Consider the following 22802-nt stretch of genomic DNA (forward strand, 5'->3'; position numbering starts at 1 on the left):
CGCTGTTGCTTCCATGGCCGTTTACACGGATGTCAGTGATGAGGCCCTTACGTCTTTTCTCACAGACTATGACATAGGGGATCTGGTCGCTTTTCGCGGTATTGCTGAAGGGGTTGAGAACAGCAACTTTCAGCTTCGTACCACACAGGGGGACTTTATCCTTACCCTGTACGAAAAGCGGGTGAATGCGCAGGAACTACCATGGTTTCTGGGGCTGATGCAGCATCTGGCAGGGCAGGGCGTGTCCTGCCCGCAGCCTGTGGCGGCCAGAAGTGGCGCTATGCTCAACACGCTGGCAGGGCGCCCGGCTGCCATTACAACTTTTTTGCCGGGGGTTTGGCCGCGTAAGGTCAAGGCAGCGCATTGCCGTCCACTAGGTCAGGCTCTGGCACGGCTGCACGCTGCCGGGCAAAGCTATGCGCCGGTACGCGCCAACAGTCTGGGGCCAGACGCCTGGAAACCCCTGCTGGAAAGCTGCCGGGGCCAGACAGATAGCGTTGTGGCTGGTCTGGAAGCAGAACTGGATGCCGCCTTTGACCATATTCTACCCGTGTGGCCCGGACAGGGTGGCAACCCGGACCTGCCGCGCGGGCAGATTCATGCAGATCTTTTCCCCGATAATGTGTTTTTCCTGAAAAACATGCTCTCAGGCCTGATCGACTTCTACTTCGCCTGTACGGATATTCTGGCATACGACATTGCCATTTGCCTGAATGCCTGGTGCTTTGAGGAAGACGGCTCTTTTAACGTCACGTTCGCACGGCAGCTTTTGCTGGGGTATGATGACGTAAGGCCCTTGAGTGCGCAGGAGCGGGCAGCCCTGCCGGTTCTTGCCCGTGGTGCCGCCATGCGCTTTCTGCTGACACGCCTGTATGACTGGATCAACACGCCAGCAGATGCGCTTGTCACCCCCAAAGACCCGCTGGATTATGTGAAGCGCCTTCGCTTCCATCTGGCAACGGAGACGTTGGATGGATACGGAGTTTGATCCCACGCCTGCGCCAGAGCAGGACGTTGTGGAAATATGGACGGATGGCGGTTGCCGCCCTAACCCCGGCCCCGGCGGGTGGGGTGTGCTGCTCCGCTTTAAGGGAACAGAGCGGGAGCTCTCTGGTGGCGAACCTGCCACCACCAACAACCGTATGGAACTGACGGCTGCGGCAGAGGCGCTGGAGGCGTTGAAACGTCCGTGTGTGGTTCGGCTGCATACGGATAGCGAGTATGTCAGAAATGGCATTACCCGTTGGCATACGGGCTGGGTGCGGCGTAACTGGCGCAATGCGTCCGGTGACCCGGTCGCCAACATGGATTTGTGGCGCAGGCTTCTGGACGCCAACAAAAAACATGATGTGTCGTGGCATTGGGTCAAAGGCCATTCCGGCGTGCCTGAAAACGAGCGTGTGGACGAACTGGCAACACAGGCCCGTATTCTTATTGAGCAAGAGCAGGCCTGATATCGAAGCAGCTTCGACTTTCATGCGTTAGCGCCTGCCTGCTCAAGACTAAGCCCAACACTGCAGAGACTGTGGCTCTTCCGACAAATGGCCAGCTCTGCTTACAGACCGAATGTAACCCTATTATCTGTCAGAGCGCTGTTGCGGCTGGCACAAGCTGCTGCACATCATAACCCGCTTTACGGAGCAGGGAGGGTAGCCCCGTAGGGCCGCTCATGTGCAGGGCACCAACGGCAACAAAAATACTTTGGCCGCTTTGATGAAGCTGCTCAATTTTCTGGGCCATAAGACTGTTGCGGTCGTCCAGCATTGCTTTGGTGTGCAGTTTTTCAGCCGCGGTGCCCACGCACTTACACCAGTCGCGGTAATGGTTCAGCTTGGTCAGGTCACTCTCGCTCCACATGGTCGCAATAATGCTCAGGTCTTTTCTGGCTGTGGCGCTGCTGAGGGCCTTGATGGCGGAATCCACCACCATGTCTTCTTCGCTTTGTGTTTTGCCTGTCAGTAAGGCAACCTGCGTCTCGGCTGTTTCCAAGGCGATAAGCTGTTTGTGGGTTGCTTTTGCGATACCTTGCAGCACGGCATCTATGCCGTAATCGGGATATAGCCCATCTGCCCGGCCCTCAAGCCCCAGCAGAGCCGTGGCTTCAATACTCACCGGGATGTTGGCGAGTTTCTCCACAGGAACGCACATTGTCTTTCCAATGGCATCCAGCTTGGCTTTCCGGCCGGTCTTGATCATATGCTGCAGGCGGGCGGGGTCTGCCGGACGACGGAGTAATTCCATGGTTTTAGGGTCAGAGGTTATCAGCTCTACAGCAACAGTCGTACTGTGGCGCAGGGCGTCACGTGTCAGCAGTCCCGGTATCATCCAGTCGGACTGCGCAATATGCATTGTCCCGTATAACCACGAGGCATGACCGTCTTTGGTAATTTTCCATAAAAACCCACGGTCTTTGGCCGCTTTCAGCAGCTCCTTAAGATGGTCGTGGCTGGGCATGGTTGCCTGCGGGGGGCACACCGCTTTTTGGGGTGCGCTGGCGCTTGCTGGGGGAGCAACATCGGTCTGAGCGTAGGCAACTGGTGCGCCAAGCATGAGGGCCAAAGCTGTCGTGGTGGTTTTTAACCACCGGCCCTTTGATTTTAAAATCATAAAAATTCAAGCCTTTGTCTTAAATACAAGGCGTCTTTATACCGAGTTTTAATGTGAGAAGACATCCTGCCAATCATGACAGTTTCTGTGTGCGCCGCGCTTGGCAGTGTATCTGGCGAAGGTAATCTCTCCTTTGCCAGATACAGAAAAGAGATGCCCTAACGTTTATCGGTCCGTCAGGCGGAATTCGATACGGCGGTTGCGGGCATAGGCTTCTGGTGTATTCTGGCTGTCCAGCGGCTGGTAGTCAGCAAAGCCTGTGGCGGCCAGACGGCGGGGGCTAATGCCCTCTGCCACCAGCAATTTGACAACCGTAATGGCGCGGGCGCTTGAGAGCTCCCAGTTACTGGGGAAGGCTGTATGAATTGGTTGGCGGTCAGCGTGGCCATCCACCCGCAGCAGCCACGGTATATCGTTCGGGATATGCGCTGTGACGGTTTTAAGGGTATGCGCCAGCGTTACAATTTCTTTCTGGCCCTCAGGGGAGAGTTCCGCACTGCCTACGGGGAAGAGAACCTCGCTCTGGAAAACAAAACGGTCGCCTACAATATGCACGCCCTTCTGGTCGTGCAGGCTGTCCCGCAGGCGGCCAAAGAATTCTGAGCGGTAGCGGCTTAATTCATTAACCTTGTTCACAAGCGCAGCGTTCAGCTTGCTGGAAAGATCTGTGATTTTTTCACTTTGGCTCTGAGCGGTCTTCTGAGAAACGGTGAGAGCCTGACCCAATGCGGCCAACTGAGCGTTCAGGTCTGTCAGCTGGTCGTTAAGCTGTGTCATGCGCAGGCGGTCCGCCACAGTCAGCGCTGCGGCAGCATCGGCGGTATTGCGGGCTTCTTCCTCTGCCGCCGTATGCGCAGACAGGGCAGCAACATCCTGCTGATGCTGGCTTTGCAGGCCGCTCACACTGTCACTCAGGGCACGGTTGCGGGCGTGTTCGGTATCAAGCTGGCGGGAGAGTTCTGCGGCCTGACCCTGCAGTTTTTCCAGCACATGCTCGCGCCGGTTTAGTGCGGCAGAAAGCAGGGTTTGCCCCATGACAAACACCAGCAGCACAAACACCACCACCATAAGCAGGGTGGAAAGGGCATCAACATAGCCGGGCCAGGCGTCAAGCCCGGCATGCAGTTTTCTGCGGCGGCGGGCCATGGGTCAGTTCCCTTTATGGAGTGGTGTGTTCTCTGCCGCAGCAGCAATGGTACGGGCCAGCACGCGCAGGTCATTCCGCAGCTCAGAGGTCATGCGGCTACGGCCTTCCTCATTGCTTTGCACCAGGGTGTGGAGCAGGCGTTCAATGTTGTGCAGGCTTTCCGTCTGGCTGGCAGCGTTCTCAAGACGATCGGACAGTTTGCTGAGAATCTGGCTTTCCTTCTCACGCCGCGCCTCGCTGGTGCGCACAAGATTTTGCAAAGATTCAAGGTTTTCTGCAGTTTGTTCCAGCAGGGCTTCAATGTAGGCAGGGACAGGCGCGCCCGCTTCCATGGCGTGGGCGGACTGTGTGGGGGCAGCAAAGCGCGTTTGCTCTGCCAGCCATTCTTCCAATTCATTAAAAAAGCGGTTCTGGGCCTGTCCGGCCGTCAGGTCCAGAAAACCCAGCACAAGAGCACTGGCCAGACCAAACAGAGACCCGGAAAACGCTGTGCTCATGCCATGCAACGGTTTTGTAAGGCCGGTTTTAAGCTGACCAAACATGGCGTCCAGATCGCCGGACCCGGCAGACATCCCCTCAATAACATCGGCAATGGAATGGACCGTCAGGAGCAGGCCGTAAAAGGTACCGAGAAGACCCAGGAAAATCAGCAGCCCTGTCATGTAGCGCGACACCTCGCGCCCTTCGTCCAGTCGCCCGGACACGGAATCAAGAACAGCCTGCATGGCGGGGGTGGAAAGTGCCACGGGCTGCCCGCGGTGGTCGGGCCGAGAGCCAAGAGCTGTGGCGAGGGGCGCAAGCAGGCGCGGAGCAGGCAGGCTGCCCAGCCCTGTGCGGGACTGGCGGAGGGTTTCAACCCAGCGCACCTCCGGCAACAGGCGCTGCACCATGCCAACATTCCAGGCAATGCCAATGGCCAGAATGCCCAGTATCACCCCATCCAACACGGGGTTACCCAGAAAGGCCTCGTAGAGCGGCCGCCAGAGGACGGCAGCCCCTAACGCCACAAAAACAAGAAACCCGAGCATTCTGAGAAGGTAAAGTGTGGGACGGGTCATGGCGTGATTTCCGGCTTGAAAGGTGAAAAACAGGTCAGGATGGCGCGGCGTCAGACTGGTAAATATCTATGTGGTCCTGAGCCGTATCCGGTTTGGCTGCCTGACCTTTTGGAATACCGATAATCCGCAAGTAAATGCGGGTGGAGGGAATACCGCCATTCATCAGAACGCTACGCGCCGCGAGGCCTCGGCTTAACGCCATACGGCGTGGCAGGGACGGGTCATCCGCCATACCGGAACTGTAGGCGTCAATCATGGCGCGAACGTGGGGTTTGTCAGACAAACGCTGCCCAAACCCCAGAATAGCCTGATGTGTGGTGGGGTTGAGGTCAGCCGAGCCCGCGGCAAACGTAATACGCACACCGTTTGGGAGGTGCTGCACTTCTCCCACAGCCTTTAGATCCACCGTAGGTTGGGGCGGCACGGGGAAGGGGTGGAGTTCAATATCTGGCGGCGGTTCCGTCAGTTTTGGAACCGGCGGTGGTGCTGGCGGAATTGTTGCCGCCGGAGGGGTATGAGCGGGGGGCGCTTTGCTGGCCGTAGCAGGTTTTTCCGGTGTGGCTGCCACTTTGGGCTGTGCAGGCGTGGCAGTGGCTTTGCTTTTGACGGGACCTGACTTTTTGGCGGACTCGCTCTCCTTTTTCACAGCAGGGGGTGCCTTATGCTGTGGAGGGGCCGCCTGCACGGGCTTGTCCTCCTGCGACTTTGGTTGCGCAGCTGGCGCATCACCAAGGCTGTCCAGAGCCTGTGAGTTGGTAAGAACCTGAGCGTGCGCAGTGGCTGCGGGCAGCAGGATGAGGGCGCACAGCGCAGCAAGCGCCTGCGAGGAAAGAGAAGTGCTCTGCATTATGCGTCAGACTAAACCAGAAAATGGGCGGTATGGAACAGAACAATATATTTTCCGCTAAACTGGCGGCAAATATAGGGCATCAGGCAGAAAATTGTTCCGCCGTGATGCGTTCAGAGAGGGTTTGGCCGGGGTCAAACAGTACGGTGACGTGGCGTGTGCGGTCTTCCTGCACCTCAACAGTCACAACGTCCCGAATTTCCAACGAATCAGCCACGGCGGCCACGGGGCGCTTTTCATCTTCAAGGATGCTGAAGCGCACATAGGCTGTTGAGGGTAAAAGAGCTCCCCGCCAGCGGCGTGGGCGGAACGGGCATATGGGTGTCAGGGGCAGCAGATTACCCGAGAGCGGCACAATAGGGCCGTGAGCCGAAAGATTATAGGCAGTTGACCCAGCCGGGGTGGAAACCAGCGCACCATCGCAGATCAATTCGGGCATACGCACCATACCATTCACTTCCACCCGAAGTTTGGCAGCCTGCCGGGTCTGGCGGAACAGAAAGACATCATTGAGAGCCAGGGCATGAAAGACCTCGCCAGACTTTGTCTGGGCTCTCATGCGCAAGGGGTAGAGTTCCGCAGCCTGTGTTGTGGCCAGTTTTTCAGGCAGGGCATCTTCGGCCATGGGGTTCATCAAAAACCCGACTGACCCGCAATTCATGCCGTACACCGGGGTGTCCAGCTCCATTTCCAGAACCACGCGCAGGGTTTCCAGCATAAAGCCATCTCCGCCCAGGCAGACAATAACCTCTGCCTCGCCGGGGGGAACATTGCCATAGCGCTCAGCCAGCCGGTCATATTCATGGCGCGCGCCCTCCGTGGGGGCGGCCATAAAGGCAATACGCTGGGGGACAGGCCGGACCTCAAGTGCTGCAGGTGTAGGAAGCTGAAATGTCATGATTATAAGGGGCTTACACTGAAAGCAGACAAAGCACGAGCGGGTGGCTTTTTTTTATCACATATCAGGGAGGGCAAAAAGGCTTTGGTGGGAGGGAAGGTGCGCCCATTGCCGCCGTAACCTGCTGCCACTGGGCGTGGGCCAGCGCCTGAGCAAACTGTGCCGCCAAGTCTGTTCCCAAAAGCTCATCATAAACAGCCAGAGTAGCCTGTTGCATGGTGCTGGTGGTGTACTGTGTGAGCACATCCTCCCGTGCGGCATTGCCCATGGCAAGCAGGCTCTCGGGCGGGGCCTGTAGAACGGCTATCAGGGCTTCTGCCAGTGCGTTTCCGTCTCCGGGGGGAATGCTTATGCCTGTCAGGCCATGGTGTACGGTTTCCAGCGCGGCACCATGGCCGGTGACAATAACCGGCTTGCACATGGCCTGCGCCTCCACCACGACCCTGCCAAAAGGTTCTGGCCGGAGGGAGGGGATAACAACCACAGTGGAGAGTGCCAAGGCTGCGGGCATATCCTGGCAATGGCCTGCAAAGCGCACGAAATCAGCTATATTCAGGCTTTTGGCCAGAGTGACCAGAGTATTTGCATAGTCGCTTTTCGGCGGGCAGGAGCCAACAAATACGCAGTGCCATTGGAGTGTAGGGGCCAGCCGTTTGACCTGCGCCAGCGCCTCCAGCAAAAAGCGCTGGCCTTTCCACTCCGTCAGGCGGCCAGGTAGCAGAATGACAGGGGTGTGGGGCGGGAGCGCCCAGCTTTCGCTCAGATTATGCATCCGCTGGCCACTTACGGCCTCTGGGCTGAAAAGCTGGATGTCCGCCCCACGTGGAATAATCCGTAATCTGTCTGGCGGGACGGCGTATTCAGTGCTCAGGCGCTCCCCAATGTGGCGACTGATGGCAATAACCCGGTCTCCCGCAGCAAGCACGGCATTATAGCGTTTTTTGCCGGGAAAGTTGGCTGCATGAACGCCGTGCCATGTGGTGACAAAGGGTGTTTTGGTGCGACGGCAGGCAAAACGGGCAACCCACGCGGGTGCGCGTGAGCGCGCATGGACAAGAGAGACGGAGTTAGCCGCCAGAATATCAGCCAGTTTGCGGGCGTTGCGCAGAATGGAAACGGGGTTTTTGCGGCCACAATCCGGCAGGGTGATATGCTTGGCCCCTGTGCGCTCCAGTGCCGGTACAAGCCTGCCTCCCGCACTGACCACAAGAGCCTGCCCCCCGGCCTGCTGAATGGCGGTCGCTATTTCCAGCGTGCCACGCTCCACGCCCCCCTGATTCAGGGCAGGTAAGATTTGCAAGATGACGGGAGAAGACGGCACACTGCTCATGCTCGGCTGTTAGCATGGTTTTTATGTAACAGACCACAGCTACAGTGTTGAGGCATCATGACTTTGTATCTTGACCACCGGCGCAGGTTGCTTCCTATGAAAGACATGACACACCCTGTTGTATCCCTTGTGCGTGGTTCGGCACTGTGTGTGCCGTTGTGCTTCGGCCTTTCAACGGTTGCGCCGGCGGTCTATGCACAGCCACAAGGCGTCACGCGTGGGGGGGCACATGCAGCGTCAGTCGGAGCAACAACTCCCAAAACTGATGGTGTGCCCGAATGGTCAGACCAAAACTGTCTGGACATGGTAGGGGATGACCCCTTTGGTGCCCGAGACTACGCGCAGGACTGGATAAAACGCGATGGTGGCCGTTCGGCCCGGCATTGTCTTGCTCTTGCGTTGGTCGAACTGGGGGATGAGCAGGAAGCGGCACAGGAACTGGATGACCTTGCGCGCAAGGAACCATTTGTGGGGCAGGAAAGCGCACCCAGCCAGCGTGTGGTGATAGCCATAGAGGCCGCACGGGCATGGCTTGCCGCCAATCAGCCGACAAATGCCATCAGCATTGCAGAATACGGCCTGACCCTTAAGCCGGGGAGCGAGGGGCTGACCTTGGTAAAAGCGCGTGCCCAGCTTGAGTTGAATGACCCGGACGGTGTGATCCGGGATGTAGGCGCTCTTGTGGCGCATTCCCCAGATGTGGGTACGGATGCGTATGTTCTGCTGGCTTCAGCCGAGAGGCGTCGGGGCAAATTGCAGCAGGCGGCTGTTCATATTGCAAAAGCGATAGACCGTGCGCCAGAAAGCCCCTCAGCGCTCTTGGAGCGCGGCATTATTCGTGGGCAGGCAGGGGATGCAGTCGGGGCACGGCAGGACTGGCAAAAAGTGCTGGACCTTGCGCCCGATACGCATGAGGCAGACATGGCCCGGCAGGATCTGGCCGTACAGGCTGCCGACCCGGACGTACCGTGAGCGCGGCTCCGCAGCCTGTCTCACGCATACTGGTCATCAGGCTTGGGGCGTTGGGAGATTTTGTGCAGAGTTTCGGGCCGTTTCAGGCAATACGCGCAGCCCACCCACAGGCACATATTACCCTACTGACAACGCAACCATTCGTTGAGCTCGCACAGCTTTCCCCTTGGTTTGATCAGGTTTTGGTGGATGCGCGTTCCCCTTGGCGTGACCTGAAAGGCCTATTGGCCCTAAGGCAGCAGTTACGGGGGTATGACCGGGTGTATGACCTGCAAACCTCCAGCCGAACCGCCCGCTACTTTGTGCTTGCAGGCAGACCCAAGGGCTGGTGCGGGCATGTGGCGGCAACGCCGCTCAGCCACGCCAACCCTTGGCGGAACGACATGCACACACGTGCCAGGCAGCGGGACCAGTTGCGGATGGCAGGGCTTGCCGAAGTGCCTTTACCGGATGTCTCATGGTTGGCAGGCAAGGGGCCTGATGTGGCTGGCCCTTACGCCGTACTGGTGCCGGGCGCTGCCCCCCACAGGCCAGCCAAGCGGTGGCCTGCCCGCCGCTACGGGCACCTTGCACGAAAACTGGTGGCGCAGGGAATAACCCCGCTTATTGCAGGCACAGGGGCCGACACGCCACTTGCGCAGCAAATCCGGCAGATTTGCCCGCAAGCGCAGGACTATACGGGGCGCACAAGTTTGCCTGAGCTTGCCGGTCTGCTGGCCCGCGCCACGGTTGCTATCGGGAATGATACGGGGCCGATGCATCTTGCGGCCTTAATGGGCTGCCGGTGTGTTGTTCTGTTCTCCGGGCAGAGCAATCCGGCGCTTACAAGCCCGCTTGGGCGTGTACCGGGGCAGGTTTGTGTATTTTCTGTACCAGATTTGGCCTTACTTGGGGTTGATAGGGTTGCAGCCGCGCTCTGCTGGCGTCATTAAACACTCTCACTAATTTTTCTTTTCCGGAGTTCTTCCATGCCCGCCATTACCTTGCCTGACGGATCCGTTCGTAGTTTTGACGGGCCGGTTACGGGCACGACCATCGCCCAGTCTATTGGGCCGGGGTTGGCCAAGGCGGCGCTTGCCATGGAAGTAGATGGCAAACAACGCGACATCAGCTACGCCATTGCGGACGATGCCTCTGTCCGGTTCATTACCCGCAAAGACCCTGAAGCGCTGGAAATGATCCGTCATGACGCAGCGCATGTGCTGGCGGAAGCCGTGCAGTCCCTGTTCCCTGGCACACAGGTGACCATTGGGCCGTCCATTGAAAACGGCTTTTACTATGACTTCTACCGTAATCAGCCGTTCACCCCGGATGATTTTGAAGCCATTGAAAAACGAATGAAAGAAATTGTGGCCAACGCCGAGCCCTTCGTGCGGGAAGCGTGGCCACGCGACAAAGCCATCGCCTTTTTTGAAGAAAAGGGAGAGCGCTTCAAGGCAGAACTGATCCGTGACCTGCCGGACAGCGAAGAAATCTCCATTTATCGTCAGGGTGAGTGGCTGGATCTGTGTCGTGGCCCGCACTTGCGGAATACGAAGGATGTTGGGATCGCCTTTAAATTGATGAAGGTAGCCGGTGCTTACTGGCGTGGTGACCACCGCAACCCCATGCTCACACGTATTTACGGCACCGCATGGCGTGACCAGAAAGAGCTGGACGCCCACCTGCACCAGCTTGAGGAAGCAGAGCGCCGCGACCACCGCCGTATTGGCCGGGAAATGGACCTGTTCCATTTTCAGGAAGAAGCGGTTGGCCAGATTTTCTGGCACCATAAAGGCTGGCGTCTGTACACGGCGTTGCAGGACTACATGCGTCGTGCCCAGACCCGCCATGGGTATCAGGAAGTGCGTACCCCACAACTGGTCGACCGTGGCCTGTGGGAAGCGTCCGGCCATTGGGATAAATACCGTCACCATATGTTTGTGGCGACGATTGAGGATGAGGATAAGACCCTCGCTCTGAAACCCATGAACTGCCCCTGCCATGTGCAGATCTTTCGTCATGGCCTCCGTTCTTACCGTGAACTGCCGTTGCGTATGGCTGAATTTGGTGCGTGCCACCGGTACGAACCATCAGGTGCCTTGCATGGTCTGATGCGCGTGCGCGGCTTTACGCAGGACGATGCGCATATCTTCTGCACAGAAGACCAGATTGCCGATGAAACCGTGCAGTTCGTCCGCATGTTGCACGAAGTGTATAAAGACCTTGGCTTTGAGCATGTGCGCGTCAAATTTGCTGACCGTCCGGAGCAGCGTGCCGGGAGCGATGCTGTCTGGGACAAGGCAGAAAGCGCTTTGAAGCAGGCGTGCGAAGTGGCTGGCGTAACGTATGAATATAACCCCGGTGAAGGTGCCTTTTATGGCCCCAAACTGGAATTTGTCCTGCGTGACGCTATTGGTCGTGACTGGCAGTGCGGTACTCTGCAGGTGGACCTTGTGCTGCCGGAACGACTCGACGCCAGCTATATCGGTGAAGATTCAGCCCGCCATCGCCCGGTCATGCTGCATCGCGCCATTCTTGGCTCGTTCGAGCGTTTCCTTGGTATTTTGATTGAACAGCATGCTGGCCGCTTCCCGCTTTGGCTGGCGCCTGTTCAGGTTGTGGTGGCATCTATCGTCAGTGATGCCGCACCTTATGCGGAAGAAGTAGCGGCCGCACTGAAGGCTGCTGGTCTTGCAGCAGAAGCTGATACCCGCAACGACAAGATCAATGCCAAGATTCGTGAGCACAGTGTGGCGCGCGTACCCGTGATTCTGGTGGTTGGCCGCCGTGAAGCGGAGGAGCGGACTGTTGCCGCCCGCCGTTTGGGCAGTCAGGCACAGGAAATGTTGGGCTTTGATGAGGTTGTAGCGCAATTGACCGCAGAAGCGACTCCGCCAGATCTGCGTAAAAAAGCGTAAATTATGTGTGCAGCATTCTAAACAGGGCTGCGTTACGGTGTTTTATACCTAACGCCGCTTGATAAACGACCAGGAATTGCGCACATAATAAGGTATGAGGTAGGGCCCTTTCATGAGGTGCCCTACCTATTTTGAAATGTACGACAGGAGCTGACCATAGCCAGACCCCCTATTCCCGCGCCGCCCACCCGCGAGGGACCACGTGTTAATGAAGAAATCCGTGTACCGCAGGTTCGTCTGATTGACGAAAACGGCGAGATGGCCGGTGTATTGACCACCCGCGATGCGCTGGCGCGCGCTTACGGTGTTGGGCTTGACCTTCTTGAAATCAGCCCGAACGCTGAACCCCCCGTTGCCAAAATTCTGGACTACGGGAAGTTCAAGTACGAGCAGCAGAAGAAGCGGAACGAAGCTCGTAAAAAGCAGAAAGTTATTGAAATCAAGGAAGTTAAAGTTCGTCCGAATATCGACGAAAATGACTACCAGGTTAAAATGCGCTCTGTAAAAAGCTTCATCAATGATGGCGACAAAGTGAAGGTCACGCTGCGTTTTCGTGGTCGTGAAATGGCGCATCAGGAACTGGGTATCAAGGTTCTTGAACGCGTCCGCACCGAGATGGAAGAGCTTGCCAAAGTTGAGCAGATGCCCCGCCTTGAAAACCGTCAGATGATCATGGTGCTCGCGCCACGGTAATGTGACGAGGCCATACTGCTTTTATAGAAAGCGGTGTGTCATGTTTCAAAAAACCCCTGTGCAGAGAGTGCACAGGGGTTTTTTGTTGTGGAAGGTTTGCGTAGCCCTTACGGAGCAAGCAGTGCTGTGCCAGAGACGGAAGCGGACACAGTCTGGGTTTCTGCCGTGCTGGATGGGGCTGGCCCACTATCCATGCTTCGTGCAGCCATGGCGGCCATAAACATAGGGCGCGGGAAGGGCTGGCCCGAAATGCTGACATGTGTGAACCGCACAACATGAAGGCCAAGGGATGCAGCCAAGGTCTCCGCCTGTTTCTTCAGATCTGCCACGGCGGCCTTTTCTGCTTCGAGCTGCAGCGCCTTTTCCTTATCTGCGGATAAAGACCAGTCGAGCCCTTGCAACAGGAGGCCGCTGGCCTGCAACTGCCCGGTGAGCGGGAGCAGGCTTTGCCCATCCGGGGCCGTGAAGGTCAAATTCTGGCTGGCAGACCACGCGCTATGTTTGGCTTTATCGTCATTAAGCTCCGAGACTGAGTAATGCAGCACGGCGTACTTCACGCCTTCGGCCTGCTTTGCCTGCTCTGTGGCCTTGTGTACCAGTGTATTAACGGCCTGCTGGGCGGCTGCCGCACTATTGCTGCGGCTCTCAGCCCTGAAACTGGCCGTCAACTGGTCTGGGGCGGCCTGCACGCTGCCTTTGCCGGTCAGGTCCAGCTTGGTGTAGTTCCCCTCAGTTTCAGCGGCTTCAGCGCGTGCTGTGGGGTTAAAAGGCAGGGCGACGGCCAGCAGGCCTAGTGCACAGGCAACAGAGGCAGCCAGTTTGGCGCGGAGGGAAGGAGTCATGGAGTTTCGGTCCTTTTCAAAGCAACCAATGCGCGGCGCAACCGTACAATACCGGCCCGCATCATGCCTTTCCGGCACAAAGCAGTGCCTTCGTTGCGCATTTGCACAATAAGGGGAGACAGGTTCTCGGTCTGATAACTGTCTATTGTCTGAATAAGGGTACCACAAAACACGCGGCTCTCAGAAGTAATGACAGCCGGTTTTGCATGGAGTCTGGGCGGGCAGAGGACACGCCTGCCGTCTGTATGTGGCGGGGGAGGGGGCGCTGTCGTATAGGAGGTACGTTCCATGAAAGCCGATAAGGCAATGTTCCCGGCAATCAAAGCAATAGCGACAGGGATGGAGTGTCTCATGTCGGTATCTTAACGAGTGTGAAATGGCTTTTTGAAGGCCGACACAGCTCACAATTACGACGCAATTATTTAAATATGGTAAATATTCAGAGAGGATATTCTGAAAACCTCTTATATTTCAGTGTTTTCCAGTAGAAATGGGTGTGTCTATAGTCACAATAAGGCCGGGGTTTCCTGCTGACAATTTAAGGCTCCCTCCATGTAATTGCACAATGGCCTGAACGAGCGGTAGCCCCAGGCCTGCGCCGGGCGTATGGCGCGCCTGTTCTGCCCGGAAAAAGCGTTCTGTTGCCCGTGCCATATCGTCTGGTGTCATGCCGGGGCCTTGGTCTTGAATAGTCAGAATCATATGGTCCGGCCCTGTTTTTGGGCCGGTAGGCGGCGGGACTACCTTTACCGTAATCGTGATTTGCGCATTGGGCGGGGAGAATTTGATGGCGTTGTCAAAAAGATTAGCCAAAGCCTGCTGATACATCGCCCGGTCCCCAACGCAGGGGAGTGTTTCAGGCATGGTGTGCACCAAGGTCAGGCCCTGATCTTCTATCACGGCATCATAGAGTTCTATGACATCCCGCAGGGCCATAATAAAATCAAAGGGTGCAAATGCTGAGCGGCGGGCACCGGCTTCAATCTGGGCAATACGCAGCAGGGCTGCACATATGTCCGTCAGGTGGTCCAGATTACGGATTGTCTGGTCTATGGCCTCGTGGAGTTCTTCCGGGCTTTTTGCTTGATTCGCGGCTTCTTCCAACTGGTTGCGGGCGCGGGTGATGGGGGTGCGCAGGTCATGGGCAATACTGTTTGAGACCTGTTTAACCCCGTCCATCAGGCGGGTAATACGGTCCAGCATTTCGTTAATGGTGTGGGCTACCTCGTCCATTTCTTTATCCAACCCCAGAACGGGCAGGCGGCGGGTCATGTCACCCTGCGTAATGGCCTGTGTTGTTTTGCTGATGGACGCAATGATAAGGCGTAGTAATCTGCGTGTGACCCAACCGCCCCCTGCTGCCAGAACGGAGACCATGACGCAGGTCCAGAGCAGCCCCTCGGTCAGCATACGGGAGAGCTGGCTCCGCCCGCTCATGTCCCGCCCTATCAGCAGCCGGTCGCCATCGGGCATGTTAAAGGCTTTCACCCTTGCCATGTTTTCCGTGTCTATGCGTTTGACGTTCAGGGTGTACCAGCGCCCGGCGCGCTGCACGATTGCTGGCCACTCTTCCAGGTTGCCAGCAATCCATTCATTTTGTGACGAGACAAGCAGATAGACGGCATTGTCGTCCACATCCTGCTCAAGCCGCTCATTAATCAGTCCGACAACACCCGAATGGCCTTTAACGGCCAGGGTGCTGAAAATGCTATGGGCATCTGCGGTAATCGAGCGTTCAGTCTGACGTTCCAGCAGCCCGACTGTGCCCCACCACACAAAGGAGAGGAACACGACAGCCGAGACAACAAACAAAACGCCATAAGCCAAGGCAAATTGCAGAGTAATGGACTGCAATCTACCCTTTGCTTTTGTAAGAAATGCGGGAAGGCCCGTGATCATTCCTGAAGCATATACCCTGCATTGCGGATAGTATGCACCAAAGGACGACCAAACGGCTTGTCTATTTTCTGACGCAGGCGGGAGACGTGTACGTCAATCACGTTGGTCTGTGGGTCAAAATGATAGTCCCACACGCCTTCCAGCAACATGGTGCGTGTTACTACCTGACCCGCGTGGCGCATGAGAAATTCCAACAGGCGAAACTCACGCGGTTGCAGGTCTATACGCTGCCCCGCGCGCTTAACCCCGCGGGAAAGCAGATCAATTTCCAAGTCCCCAACCGTCAGGCGGGTTTGGGGTTGGATCTCATTGCGGTTGCGCCGTACCAGCGCATCAATACGGGCTTGTAACTCGCTGAAAGAAAATGGCTTGGCAACATAGTCATCCGCGCCAGCCTTAAGACCCGCCACTTTTTCATCCACGTCAGACAAGGCGGACAGAAGGAGCACGGGGGTCAGGTTGCCTTGCCGCCGCAGTGTTTCCAGAATGTGCAGGCCGTCAACGCCGCCGGGTAGCATCCGGTCCAGAATAACAATTTCGAATTTTTCACTGATAGCAAGGGACAGGCCGTCCTTTCCGTTGTCGACCTGTTCTACCAGATGCCCGGCCTCAGAGAGGCCCTTGGCTACAAAATTTCTAACTGTCTGATCGTCTTCTACAAGCAGAATGCGCATTCTATAAACTCGGCTACGGATGGATTACCAAAACATTACGGTGTTCCTACTGAGATGTCACGGCGAAGTTTTATACACGTTCGTCATCTTTTAGTTGGGGTGTTAGCCCATCAAAGATGGCAAGCAGGGCTGCTGTGATAGGGGAGGCAAATATAAGGCCCGGAAAACCAAGAATAGCCCCAAACAATGTTTGGGAAAGGATGGTAATGGCTGGGGGCATTTGTACGGCATGACGCTGAATGATGGGCGCCATGACATTGCCCTCGAAAAACTGGATTACACTATAGAGTGCCGCCACCATGATCGTCTCCCGCGTGCCGAGGGACAGTGCGAGCAACAGGGCAGGGACAGCCCCCATAATGGCCCCAATATAAGGGATAAAATTACAAAGCCCGGCCAGCACGCCCAGCGCAAGTGCCAGCGGAACCCCAATAAACCACAGCCCTACGCCCGACAGCACCCCGACCACCAGCATGTCCAGTGCCTGCCCTGCAACCCATGCCCAGAGTGTGTGCCCGGCACTGAGCATAAGAGCCCGTGCGCGTTTGCGCTGCGTGACCGGAATCAGCCGGAGCGCACCGTTCGCGTACAGGGAGGGGGACATGGCGAAGTAAAGACCGGCTATCAGGATAACAACAATGGTTCCCACAATGCCGAAGGCAGAACCGACAATACCCGTCATGGACCCCGCAATGCGTGACCCCAGAGAAGCCAGGCTATTGCTTCCCCCCTGATGGCCCCCGAGCGAGGCGGGAAGATAGTTGAGGATCATCTGGCCTGTTGGGCTGCCTTCCAGCGTAGCACGAAGCTGTTTTTCCTGCTGGCCTAAGGCGTCCTGCAGGCGGGAGGCTTCGTTAACAATGGCCGGGCCGCTGCCCCAGACCAATAGTACCACGGCCAAGATCAGCCCCAGTGTTACGGCGGACAACGCCCAGCCGTACCGGAGGTGCAGGTGCTTTACGAGTATGCGGGAGAGCCCGTGCAGCACCACAGCAAAAAGGGCTGCGGCAAACACAACTGTCAGCACATCCCCCAGCAGCCAGACAACCAGCGCTATAACAGCCAGTGTAACGGTAAGGCGCAGAATATGGGTTATGCTGCCCAGCCATTCTGCTGGGGAGGCATCAGACGTTTGAATAGCAAGAGAATCCTCGGAAGAGGGAGATGGCTCAGGCGTCATGTATAGAACACTCGTTGGTCAGGATTTGTGCGGTAAGGAGGCGCAGAATGCACGCAAAGATGCACAACGTCTGCATAAATTTTCCCGCGTTTGTAACGGATGAAAGTTACGGAAGTTTTGAGGAAAATCTGAAATATTACAAATAAAACAGCAAAGTGGCGTGGTGTCTGGCGTAAATTCATGGTCACAGCATATATGAGCACTTTTGTTAGTAAAAATAAACGCCGCATCTGGCGGAAAAGTTACCAGAAATACGGCGTTTGCTAGGGGGCTTATAGCCGGTTACAGCGCAAAATTACTCGTCAGCGGCTTGTGCGCTTTCCAGTTCTGCTTCTGCTTCAAGCCACGCTTCTTCCAACTCGGCCTGGGTTTTGCCTATTGCGGCCATACGTGTGTTCAGCCGCGTGACATCCTCGGTCTTGCCGTTGGTGTAGAGGGCCGGGTCTGCCAGCTTGGCTTCAATTGTGGCCCGTTCGGCTGCCAGTTTGGCTAGTTTAGCCTCAACATCCTTGATGATTTTGCGCAACGGGGCTTGGGCTTTACGGGCCTCGGCCCGGTCACGGCGGTCATCTTTGCGGCTTTGCTGGGGTGTGTCGTCCTGCTTGGCGGAGCGGTTGGCGGACCGGCTTTGCTCAATCAGCCAGCTTCTATACTCCGCCATGTCGCCTTCAAATGGCGTGACCTTACCATCGGCCACCAGCCATAGGCGGTCGGCTACCAGTTCAACCAGATGGGGGTCATGGCTGATAAGCAGCACAGCGCCTTCAAAGTCAGACAAAGCGCGCACAAGTGCGTCTCGGGCGTCAAGGTCCAGATGGTTGGTGGGTTCGTCCAGAATGAGCATTTGCGGCGCATCCCGTGTGGCAAGCGCCAGAAGCAGGCGGGCTTTTTCACCACCTGACAAATCCCGCACCGGCGTTTCTGCCCGTTCAGCATCCAGCCCAAACCGGGCAAGCTGCGCACGCACTACCGGGGGTAGCGCTTTGGGGAGCGCGCGGCTCATATGGTCAACCGGTGTGTCATTCAACACCAGTTCTTCCGCCTGATGCTGGGCAAAATAGCCAATTTTGAGCCGTGGGTTGCGCTCCATATGGCCTGACAGTGGCTCAAGCCGCCCTGCAATCAGTTTTGCCAGCGTAGATTTGCCGTTGCCGTTTGCGCCCAGCAGGGCAATCCGGTCTTCCATGTCCAGACGGAGGGAGATGTTGGAGAGCACAGGTTGCCCGCCATACCCAACGCTCACCTTGTTCATGGTCAGCATGGGGGGAGGCAGTTGCTCTGGCTCGGGAAAAGCGAAGCGGGTCGGGGTATCTTCTACCACGGCCTCAATAACAGGCAGCTTCTCAAGGGCTTTAATACGGGCCTGAGCCTGCTTGGCTTTCGTGGCCTTTGCGCGGAAGCGGTCTACAAAAGACTGCATATGCGCCCGTTGGGCTGCAATTTTTTCTGCCTGCCGTGCTTGTTGCAGCATGTGCTCGGTACGGATTCGGACAAAGTTTTCATAACCACCGGGGGTCAGCGTCAGTTTGCCCCGGTCCAGATGAGCAATAGCATCCACGCACGAATCCAGTAGGCCCCGGTCATGGCTGACGATCAGGGCAGCCCCCGCGAATCGGGTTAGCCAGCCCTCAAGCCAGAGAGTGGCCTCAAGGTCGAGATGGTTGGTTGGTTCATCCAGCAGCAGCAGGTCAGGTTCAAGAAACAGAGCAGTGGCAAGAGAGACGCGCATCCGCCAGCCGCCCGAGAAGTCTGAAACCGAGCGGCGCTGCGCTTCCGCACTAAACCCCAGCCCGGCCAGTACGGAGGCCGCGCGGGATGGCGCACTTTCTGCCCCAATGGCGCGCAGGCGTTCATGAATTTCGCCAATGCGGGCGGGGTCGGTGGCGGTTTCTGCCTCCGCTAACAGGGCTGTACGCTCTGTATCGCCTGATAAAACGGTTTCGATCAGGGAGGCCCCGTCAGCGGGCGCTTCCTGCTTTACCCGCGCCATCCGGGCGCGGGAGGACAGGCGGATTTCCCCCCCATCCGGGCTGATATCCCCTGCAATGGCTGCCAGCAGGGTAGACTTGCCTGCGCCATTGCGGCCAATCAGCCCGACCTTGCGCCCCGGTTCAACGGAGAGGTCAGCCTGATTGAGCAGGGTGCGGCCTGCAATGCGTAAGGTGAGGTCGGAGAGGGTGAGGAGACTCAACGCAATGCCTTCAATTTAAGTGCAACAAGACTTTCATGAGGGAAGTACCTACCAGCCCGCGAGAATATGCTCTAGAGGAACACGCTGAAAGGCCATCTTTATCAGGTGGCTGAACGCTAGAGAGGAGACCTTACCATGGCTACAGAACGTACTCTTTCCATCATCAAACCCGATGCAACCCGTCGTAACCTGACCGGCAAGATCAACGCTGTGTTTGAAGATGCAGGCCTGAAGATTGTTGCCCAGAAGCGCGTACAGCTGACCCCAGCCCAGGCTGGTGCTTTCTATGCAGTGCACAAAGAACGCCCTTTCTACAACGATCTGGTGTCCTTCATGATTTCTGGCCCAGTTGTGCTGCAGGTTCTGGAAGGTGAAAACGCCGTTGCAAAGAACCGTGACGTGATGGGTGCGACCGACCCCAAAAAGGCCGAAGCACACACCATCCGCGCTCAGTTTGCTGAAAGCATTGAAGCAAACTCCGTGCACGGTTCTGACAGCGCAGAAAACGCTGCCAACGAAATCCGCTTCTTCTTTGCGGAAACCGAAATTCTCGGTTGAGAATAACGGTTAGGCAGGCTTGCCTTTAACGTTTACGCGTTAAGGTAAGCGCGCCAATACAACAGGCCCGTCAGGGCATTGGCAGGGATGTGTACCCTGACAATGCGCCTGCGGGCCTGTTTTTGTTTGAACAAGACCTGCACATAACTGTTATAAAATCTGTCTGGGCCTGCATGACAGGTTTGCCCAGGCAATGGCGTAGGCCAAGTTTTTCTCAGAACTCAATGTTTTATAAAGGTTTTAAGCCTACTCTGTTGCAGCTTTCTCTATAGCGCATGGGAGATGGCAGGCTGCCAGCATGTTCTGTCGCAGCAAGAGTTTATAGCGTGCGCCACATGATTTTCTGAAACAATGGCAGCGGGTGCCAACGGAGTACCCTGTGCCATATGGAAAGGAATGGCATGAAAGTCCTCGCAGTTCACCCCAGTGCTCTTATGTATACCCGCGTGTTCCTCAAACTGGAGCCGTTGGGGCTGGAACTGGTGGCTGGTGCTGCGCGGAATGCCGGACATGACGTGCAGATTATAGATCTGCAAGCAGAGACACACGCTGACTACTGGGCACTGCTAAAGGAGTTCCAGCCGGATGCAGTCTGTTTTTCCGGCAGTTATCTGGCCAACGTGCCAGAGATTATAGATTTATGCCGGGCTACCCGCCTGCATTACCCCACCATGTTCCAGTTTATCGGAGGGCATTCTGTCTCCTTCATTGCACGGGACGTTCTGGCCCTTTCAGAAGGGGCGGTGGACTGTATTCTGAAAGGCGAGGGGGATGCCACAATCGGCCTGTTGCTGGATGCGGTGGAAAACAAGCAGGACATTTTGACCGTCCCCGGCGTTGTGACAATGGACGGGGAAGGGCCGCCCCCTATTTTTGTAAAATCACTGGATGACATCCGCCCGGCGCGTGACCTGCTGCGTAACCGGCATAAATACTTCATTGGAACGCTGGACCCGGCAGCCTCCATTGAGTTTGCGCGTGGTTGCCCGTGGGATTGTACTTTCTGTTCTGCCTGGACCTTTTATGGGCGCTCTTACCGCACGGCCAGCCCAAGCGTTATTGCGGATGAACTGGAAGAGATTAAAGAACCAGGCATTTTTATTGTGGATGACGTGGCCTTTGTGCATGAAGAGCACGGCATGGCCATTGCAAACGAGATCAAGAAACGCGGCATTAAAAAAGAATACTACCTTGAAACACGGGCGGATGTGCTGCTGCGCAACAAGGAGGTTTTTAAAGTCTGGAGTGAAATTGGGCTGTCCTACATCTTCATCGGGCTGGAAGCTGTGGACGAAGAAGGGCTGAAGCAGTTTCGGAAACGTGTTTCTCTGGACAAGAACTTTGAAGCCCTTGAATATGCGCGTTCGCTCGGGTTGATTGTTGCCATCAATATCATTGCAGACCCCTCGTGGGATCGTGCGCGTTTTGAAGCCGTGCGCCAGTGGTGTTTGGAAATACCGGAAATTGTGAATATTTCAGTCACAACGCCGTATCCGGGAACGGAAATCTGGCACAAGGAGGCACGCCGCCTGACCACGCGGGATTATCGTCTGTTTGACATCCAACATGCGGTGTTGCCTACCAAACTGCCTTTGCCAGAGTTTTATGAAGAACTGGTCAAAACGCAGCAGGTGCTGAACACCAAACATATGGGCTGGGAAGCTCTGAAAGATACCGCAGGCATTGCGGGGCGCCTACTGCTGAAGGGCCAGACCAATTTTGTAAAAATGCTCTGGAAATTCAATTCAGTCTTTAATCCCAAGCTACAACTTGCTGACCATATGCGCCGCGCCCGCTACCTGATGCCCATTCAGCCGGATGCTGTGGAGAAAATGGACCGTAAGGACTTGTATGTGCATGGTCCGGGTGGCCGTAAAACGCGTGCGCTGGACACAGAGACTGAAAATTTTGTGGATGCAACCCGCATGGGAGTCGATGCCTGAAGCGTGGAAGGCGGCAGGGTTTTGCCCTTACTGAATGGCGTTTTCCAAAATGGGTGTCAGCCATTCCATGAAAACCTGAAGCCTGCGGGAGAGATGTTTGCGGTGCGGGTACAAGAGGGTCATGGGCATCGGTTCAGCGTTCCAGTGCGGCATGACCTGTATAAGCTCACCTGTTAGCAGATGGTGTTTGACGTCATAGGCGGGGATTTGAATAAGCCCCAAACCAGCCAGACAACAGGCAATAGAGGCCTCAGCGCTATTAACAGTGATACGACCGCTGACAGCAGTTGTTTGCACAACCGTGTTGTCTACCCACTCCCAGTCTTCCACCCGGCCCGATGTGGGGGAGGCATAGCGCACAATATGGTGCTGCATCAGTTCGTCCGGATGGTTGGGCGTGCCGTAACGGTGCAGGTAGTCGGGGCTGGCAACATTGATGAGCGGTAGTGTGCCAATTCTCCGGCCAATCAGGCCGGAGTTTTGCAACGGTCCAACCCGCAACACACAGTCCACGCCACCTTCAACCAGATTTATGGCGCGGTCCGTCATGCCTAATTCTATCTCAATGCCCGGATAGCGCTCCAGAAACTCGGGAAGGGCGGGGGCAATAACCAGACGGCCAATCCGCTCTGGCACATTGACGCGCACTATCCCCTGCGGGCTGACTGTATCTTGCCGGAAGAGGGATTCCACATCCTCAACATCCGCAATCAGCCGCAGGCAGTGTTCATAAAAGGCCGCACCATCTGGCGTAACGGAAACCGAGCGCGTGGTCCGTGCCAGTAGCCGCGTTCCGACACGTATTTCCAGATCCTGAATGGCTGTGGAAATGGTGGAACGCGGCATTTTCAGCAAGTCAGCGGCGCGGGTAAAGCTTTCCGTTTCCACAACCCGTGTGAAGATACGAAAGAGGTCAATGCGGTCCAAAAAATAGCTCCCGTCTTCCGTGTCAGAAAGGTTTGTTCGTATTTTACGACATATCTTGTCAGGAGTAAGTGCTTTATAAAGATATTATGACCGATACTCTGCTGGAACAGAAGACGTGGCAGGCACGTTCTGATCG

21 protein-coding genes are annotated in these 22802 nt (G+C 56.4%); 8 read left to right on the forward strand and 13 right to left on the reverse strand.

Annotation, left to right across the window (positions count from 1 at the left end; translation table 11 throughout):
* The first annotated feature begins 13 nt into the window (after nt 1-13).
* Both Abci_RS02920 and rnhA read left to right on the forward strand, forming a co-directional pair.
* Nucleotides 14-988 carry a homoserine kinase gene (locus Abci_RS02920; RefSeq protein ID WP_048837663.1) on the forward strand — a complete coding sequence of 325 codons (975 nt, stop codon included), beginning with the start codon at nt 14-16 and terminating at the stop codon, nt 986-988.
* On the forward strand, nt 972-1454 hold the full coding sequence (rnhA, locus tag Abci_RS02925; RefSeq protein ID WP_048837664.1) for a ribonuclease HI: 483 nt from the start codon (nt 972-974) through the stop codon (nt 1452-1454). The genes Abci_RS02920 and rnhA overlap by 17 nt, the downstream gene beginning before the upstream one ends.
* A 130-nt stretch (nt 1455-1584) precedes the next feature.
* Here the strand turns inward: rnhA and Abci_RS02930 are convergent, their stop codons facing one another.
* The 6 genes from Abci_RS02930 to Abci_RS02955 form a co-directional block, all read right to left on the reverse strand.
* Nucleotides 1585-2607 carry a TraB/GumN family protein gene (locus tag Abci_RS02930; protein ID WP_048837665.1) on the reverse strand — a complete coding sequence of 341 codons (1023 nt, stop codon included), beginning with the start codon at nt 2605-2607 and terminating at the stop codon, nt 1585-1587.
* A 165-nt stretch (nt 2608-2772) separates the two neighbouring features.
* On the reverse strand, nt 2773-3753 hold the full coding sequence (locus tag Abci_RS02935; RefSeq protein ID WP_048837666.1) for a peptidoglycan -binding protein: 981 nt from the start codon (nt 3751-3753) through the stop codon (nt 2773-2775).
* Between the two features lie 3 nt (nt 3754-3756).
* Nucleotides 3757-4812 (reverse strand): flagellar motor protein MotA, encoded by a 1056-nt coding sequence (locus tag Abci_RS02940; RefSeq protein ID WP_048837667.1) that lies wholly within the window; start codon nt 4810-4812, stop codon nt 3757-3759.
* Nucleotides 4813-4846: 34 nt separating this feature from the next.
* The gene (locus tag Abci_RS02945) at nt 4847-5659 is read right to left on the reverse strand and encodes an OmpA family protein (protein WP_052944753.1); all 813 of its coding nucleotides are present in this window, start codon (nt 5657-5659) and stop codon (nt 4847-4849) included.
* Nucleotides 5660-5741: 82 nt separating this feature from the next.
* A complete protein-coding gene (locus tag Abci_RS02950) occupies nt 5742-6557 on the reverse strand; it encodes an NAD kinase (RefSeq protein ID WP_048837668.1) in 816 nt (271 codons plus the stop codon).
* Between the two features lie 64 nt (nt 6558-6621).
* A complete protein-coding gene (locus tag Abci_RS02955; protein ID WP_048837669.1) occupies nt 6622-7887 on the reverse strand; it encodes a glycosyltransferase family 4 protein in 1266 nt (421 codons plus the stop codon).
* A gap of 96 nt (nt 7888-7983) precedes the next feature.
* Here Abci_RS02955 and Abci_RS02960 point away from each other — a divergent pair, with 96 nt between their 5' ends.
* The 4 genes from Abci_RS02960 (at nt 7984) to infC (ending at nt 12452) form a co-directional block, all read left to right on the forward strand.
* A complete protein-coding gene (locus Abci_RS02960) occupies nt 7984-8859 on the forward strand; it encodes a tetratricopeptide repeat protein (protein WP_244877566.1) in 876 nt (291 codons plus the stop codon).
* The gene (locus Abci_RS02965) at nt 8856-9791 is read left to right on the forward strand and encodes a glycosyltransferase family 9 protein (protein WP_048837670.1); all 936 of its coding nucleotides are present in this window, start codon (nt 8856-8858) and stop codon (nt 9789-9791) included. The genes Abci_RS02960 and Abci_RS02965 overlap by 4 nt, the downstream gene beginning before the upstream one ends.
* Nucleotides 9792-9827: 36 nt before the next feature.
* A complete protein-coding gene (gene thrS, locus Abci_RS02970; protein WP_048837671.1) occupies nt 9828-11759 on the forward strand; it encodes a threonine--tRNA ligase in 1932 nt (643 codons plus the stop codon).
* 171 nt (nt 11760-11930) lie between these two features.
* A complete protein-coding gene (gene infC, locus Abci_RS02975; RefSeq protein WP_048837672.1) occupies nt 11931-12452 on the forward strand; it encodes a translation initiation factor IF-3 in 522 nt (173 codons plus the stop codon).
* A 107-nt stretch (nt 12453-12559) separates the two neighbouring features.
* Here the strand turns inward: infC and Abci_RS02980 are convergent, their stop codons facing one another.
* The 6 genes from Abci_RS02980 to Abci_RS03005 form a co-directional block, all read right to left on the reverse strand.
* Entirely contained in the window at nt 12560-13294 is a 735-nt protein-coding gene (locus tag Abci_RS02980; protein ID WP_048837673.1) for an SIMPL domain-containing protein, read from the reverse strand.
* On the reverse strand, nt 13291-13647 hold the full coding sequence (locus tag Abci_RS02985) for a hypothetical protein (RefSeq protein ID WP_052944754.1): 357 nt from the start codon (nt 13645-13647) through the stop codon (nt 13291-13293). The genes Abci_RS02980 and Abci_RS02985 overlap by 4 nt, the downstream gene beginning before the upstream one ends.
* Before the next feature lie 118 nt (nt 13648-13765).
* Nucleotides 13766-15148 carry a sensor histidine kinase gene (locus Abci_RS02990; protein ID WP_244877567.1) on the reverse strand — a complete coding sequence of 461 codons (1383 nt, stop codon included), beginning with the start codon at nt 15146-15148 and terminating at the stop codon, nt 13766-13768.
* Between the two features lie 41 nt (nt 15149-15189).
* Nucleotides 15190-15867 (reverse strand): winged helix-turn-helix domain-containing protein, encoded by a 678-nt coding sequence (locus tag Abci_RS02995; RefSeq protein ID WP_048837675.1) that lies wholly within the window; start codon nt 15865-15867, stop codon nt 15190-15192.
* A 70-nt stretch (nt 15868-15937) separates the two neighbouring features.
* The gene (locus tag Abci_RS03000) at nt 15938-17047 is read right to left on the reverse strand and encodes an AI-2E family transporter (protein ID WP_048837676.1); all 1110 of its coding nucleotides are present in this window, start codon (nt 17045-17047) and stop codon (nt 15938-15940) included.
* 295 nt (nt 17048-17342) lie between these two features.
* A complete protein-coding gene (locus Abci_RS03005) occupies nt 17343-19238 on the reverse strand; it encodes an ABC-F family ATP-binding cassette domain-containing protein (protein ID WP_048837678.1) in 1896 nt (631 codons plus the stop codon).
* Between the two features lie 135 nt (nt 19239-19373).
* Here Abci_RS03005 and ndk point away from each other — a divergent pair, with 135 nt between their 5' ends.
* Nucleotides 19374-19796, forward strand: coding sequence for a nucleoside-diphosphate kinase (ndk, locus tag Abci_RS03010; protein ID WP_048837679.1), 423 nt, complete (start codon nt 19374-19376; stop codon nt 19794-19796).
* A 401-nt stretch (nt 19797-20197) separates the two neighbouring features.
* Nucleotides 20198-21739 carry a hopanoid C-3 methylase HpnR gene (gene hpnR, locus Abci_RS03015; RefSeq protein WP_048837680.1) on the forward strand — a complete coding sequence of 514 codons (1542 nt, stop codon included), beginning with the start codon at nt 20198-20200 and terminating at the stop codon, nt 21737-21739.
* Nucleotides 21740-21766: 27 nt separating this feature from the next.
* Here the strand turns inward: hpnR and Abci_RS03020 are convergent, their stop codons facing one another.
* A complete protein-coding gene (locus Abci_RS03020) occupies nt 21767-22666 on the reverse strand; it encodes a LysR family transcriptional regulator (protein WP_048837681.1) in 900 nt (299 codons plus the stop codon).
* Nucleotides 22667-22802 lie beyond the last annotated feature (136 nt).

It is taken from the genome of Acetobacter cibinongensis, from assembly GCF_000963925.1.
GTDB lineage: Bacteria > Pseudomonadota > Alphaproteobacteria > Acetobacterales > Acetobacteraceae > Acetobacter > Acetobacter cibinongensis.

What these genes read in the sequence shown, in the direction of transcription:
- Abci_RS02920 (WP_048837663.1), top strand. Translation starts at nt 14, where the DNA reads ATGGCCGTTTACACGGATGTCAGTGATGAGGCCCTTACGTCTTTTCTC.
- rnhA (WP_048837664.1), top strand. Translation starts at nt 972, where the DNA reads ATGGATACGGAGTTTGATCCCACGCCTGCGCCAGAGCAGGACGTTGTG.
- Abci_RS02930 (WP_048837665.1), bottom strand. Translation starts at nt 2,607, where the DNA reads ATGATTTTAAAATCAAAGGGCCGGTGGTTAAAAACCACCACGACAGCT.
- Abci_RS02935 (WP_048837666.1), bottom strand. Translation starts at nt 3,753, where the DNA reads ATGGCCCGCCGCCGCAGAAAACTGCATGCCGGGCTTGACGCCTGGCCC.
- Abci_RS02940 (WP_048837667.1), bottom strand. Translation starts at nt 4,812, where the DNA reads ATGACCCGTCCCACACTTTACCTTCTCAGAATGCTCGGGTTTCTTGTT.
- Abci_RS02945 (WP_052944753.1), bottom strand. Translation starts at nt 5,659, where the DNA reads ATGCAGAGCACTTCTCTTTCCTCGCAGGCGCTTGCTGCGCTGTGCGCC.
- Abci_RS02950 (WP_048837668.1), bottom strand. Translation starts at nt 6,557, where the DNA reads ATGACATTTCAGCTTCCTACACCTGCAGCACTTGAGGTCCGGCCTGTC.
- Abci_RS02955 (WP_048837669.1), bottom strand. Translation starts at nt 7,887, where the DNA reads ATGAGCAGTGTGCCGTCTTCTCCCGTCATCTTGCAAATCTTACCTGCC.
- Abci_RS02960 (WP_244877566.1), top strand. Translation starts at nt 7,984, where the DNA reads ATGAAAGACATGACACACCCTGTTGTATCCCTTGTGCGTGGTTCGGCA.
- thrS (WP_048837671.1), top strand. Translation starts at nt 9,828, where the DNA reads ATGCCCGCCATTACCTTGCCTGACGGATCCGTTCGTAGTTTTGACGGG.
- Abci_RS02980 (WP_048837673.1), bottom strand. Translation starts at nt 13,294, where the DNA reads ATGACTCCTTCCCTCCGCGCCAAACTGGCTGCCTCTGTTGCCTGTGCA.
- Abci_RS02985 (WP_052944754.1), bottom strand. Translation starts at nt 13,647, where the DNA reads ATGAGACACTCCATCCCTGTCGCTATTGCTTTGATTGCCGGGAACATT.
- Abci_RS02995 (WP_048837675.1), bottom strand. Translation starts at nt 15,867, where the DNA reads ATGCGCATTCTGCTTGTAGAAGACGATCAGACAGTTAGAAATTTTGTA.
- Abci_RS03000 (WP_048837676.1), bottom strand. Translation starts at nt 17,047, where the DNA reads ATGACGCCTGAGCCATCTCCCTCTTCCGAGGATTCTCTTGCTATTCAA.
- ndk (WP_048837679.1), top strand. Translation starts at nt 19,374, where the DNA reads ATGGCTACAGAACGTACTCTTTCCATCATCAAACCCGATGCAACCCGT.
- hpnR (WP_048837680.1), top strand. Translation starts at nt 20,198, where the DNA reads ATGAAAGTCCTCGCAGTTCACCCCAGTGCTCTTATGTATACCCGCGTG.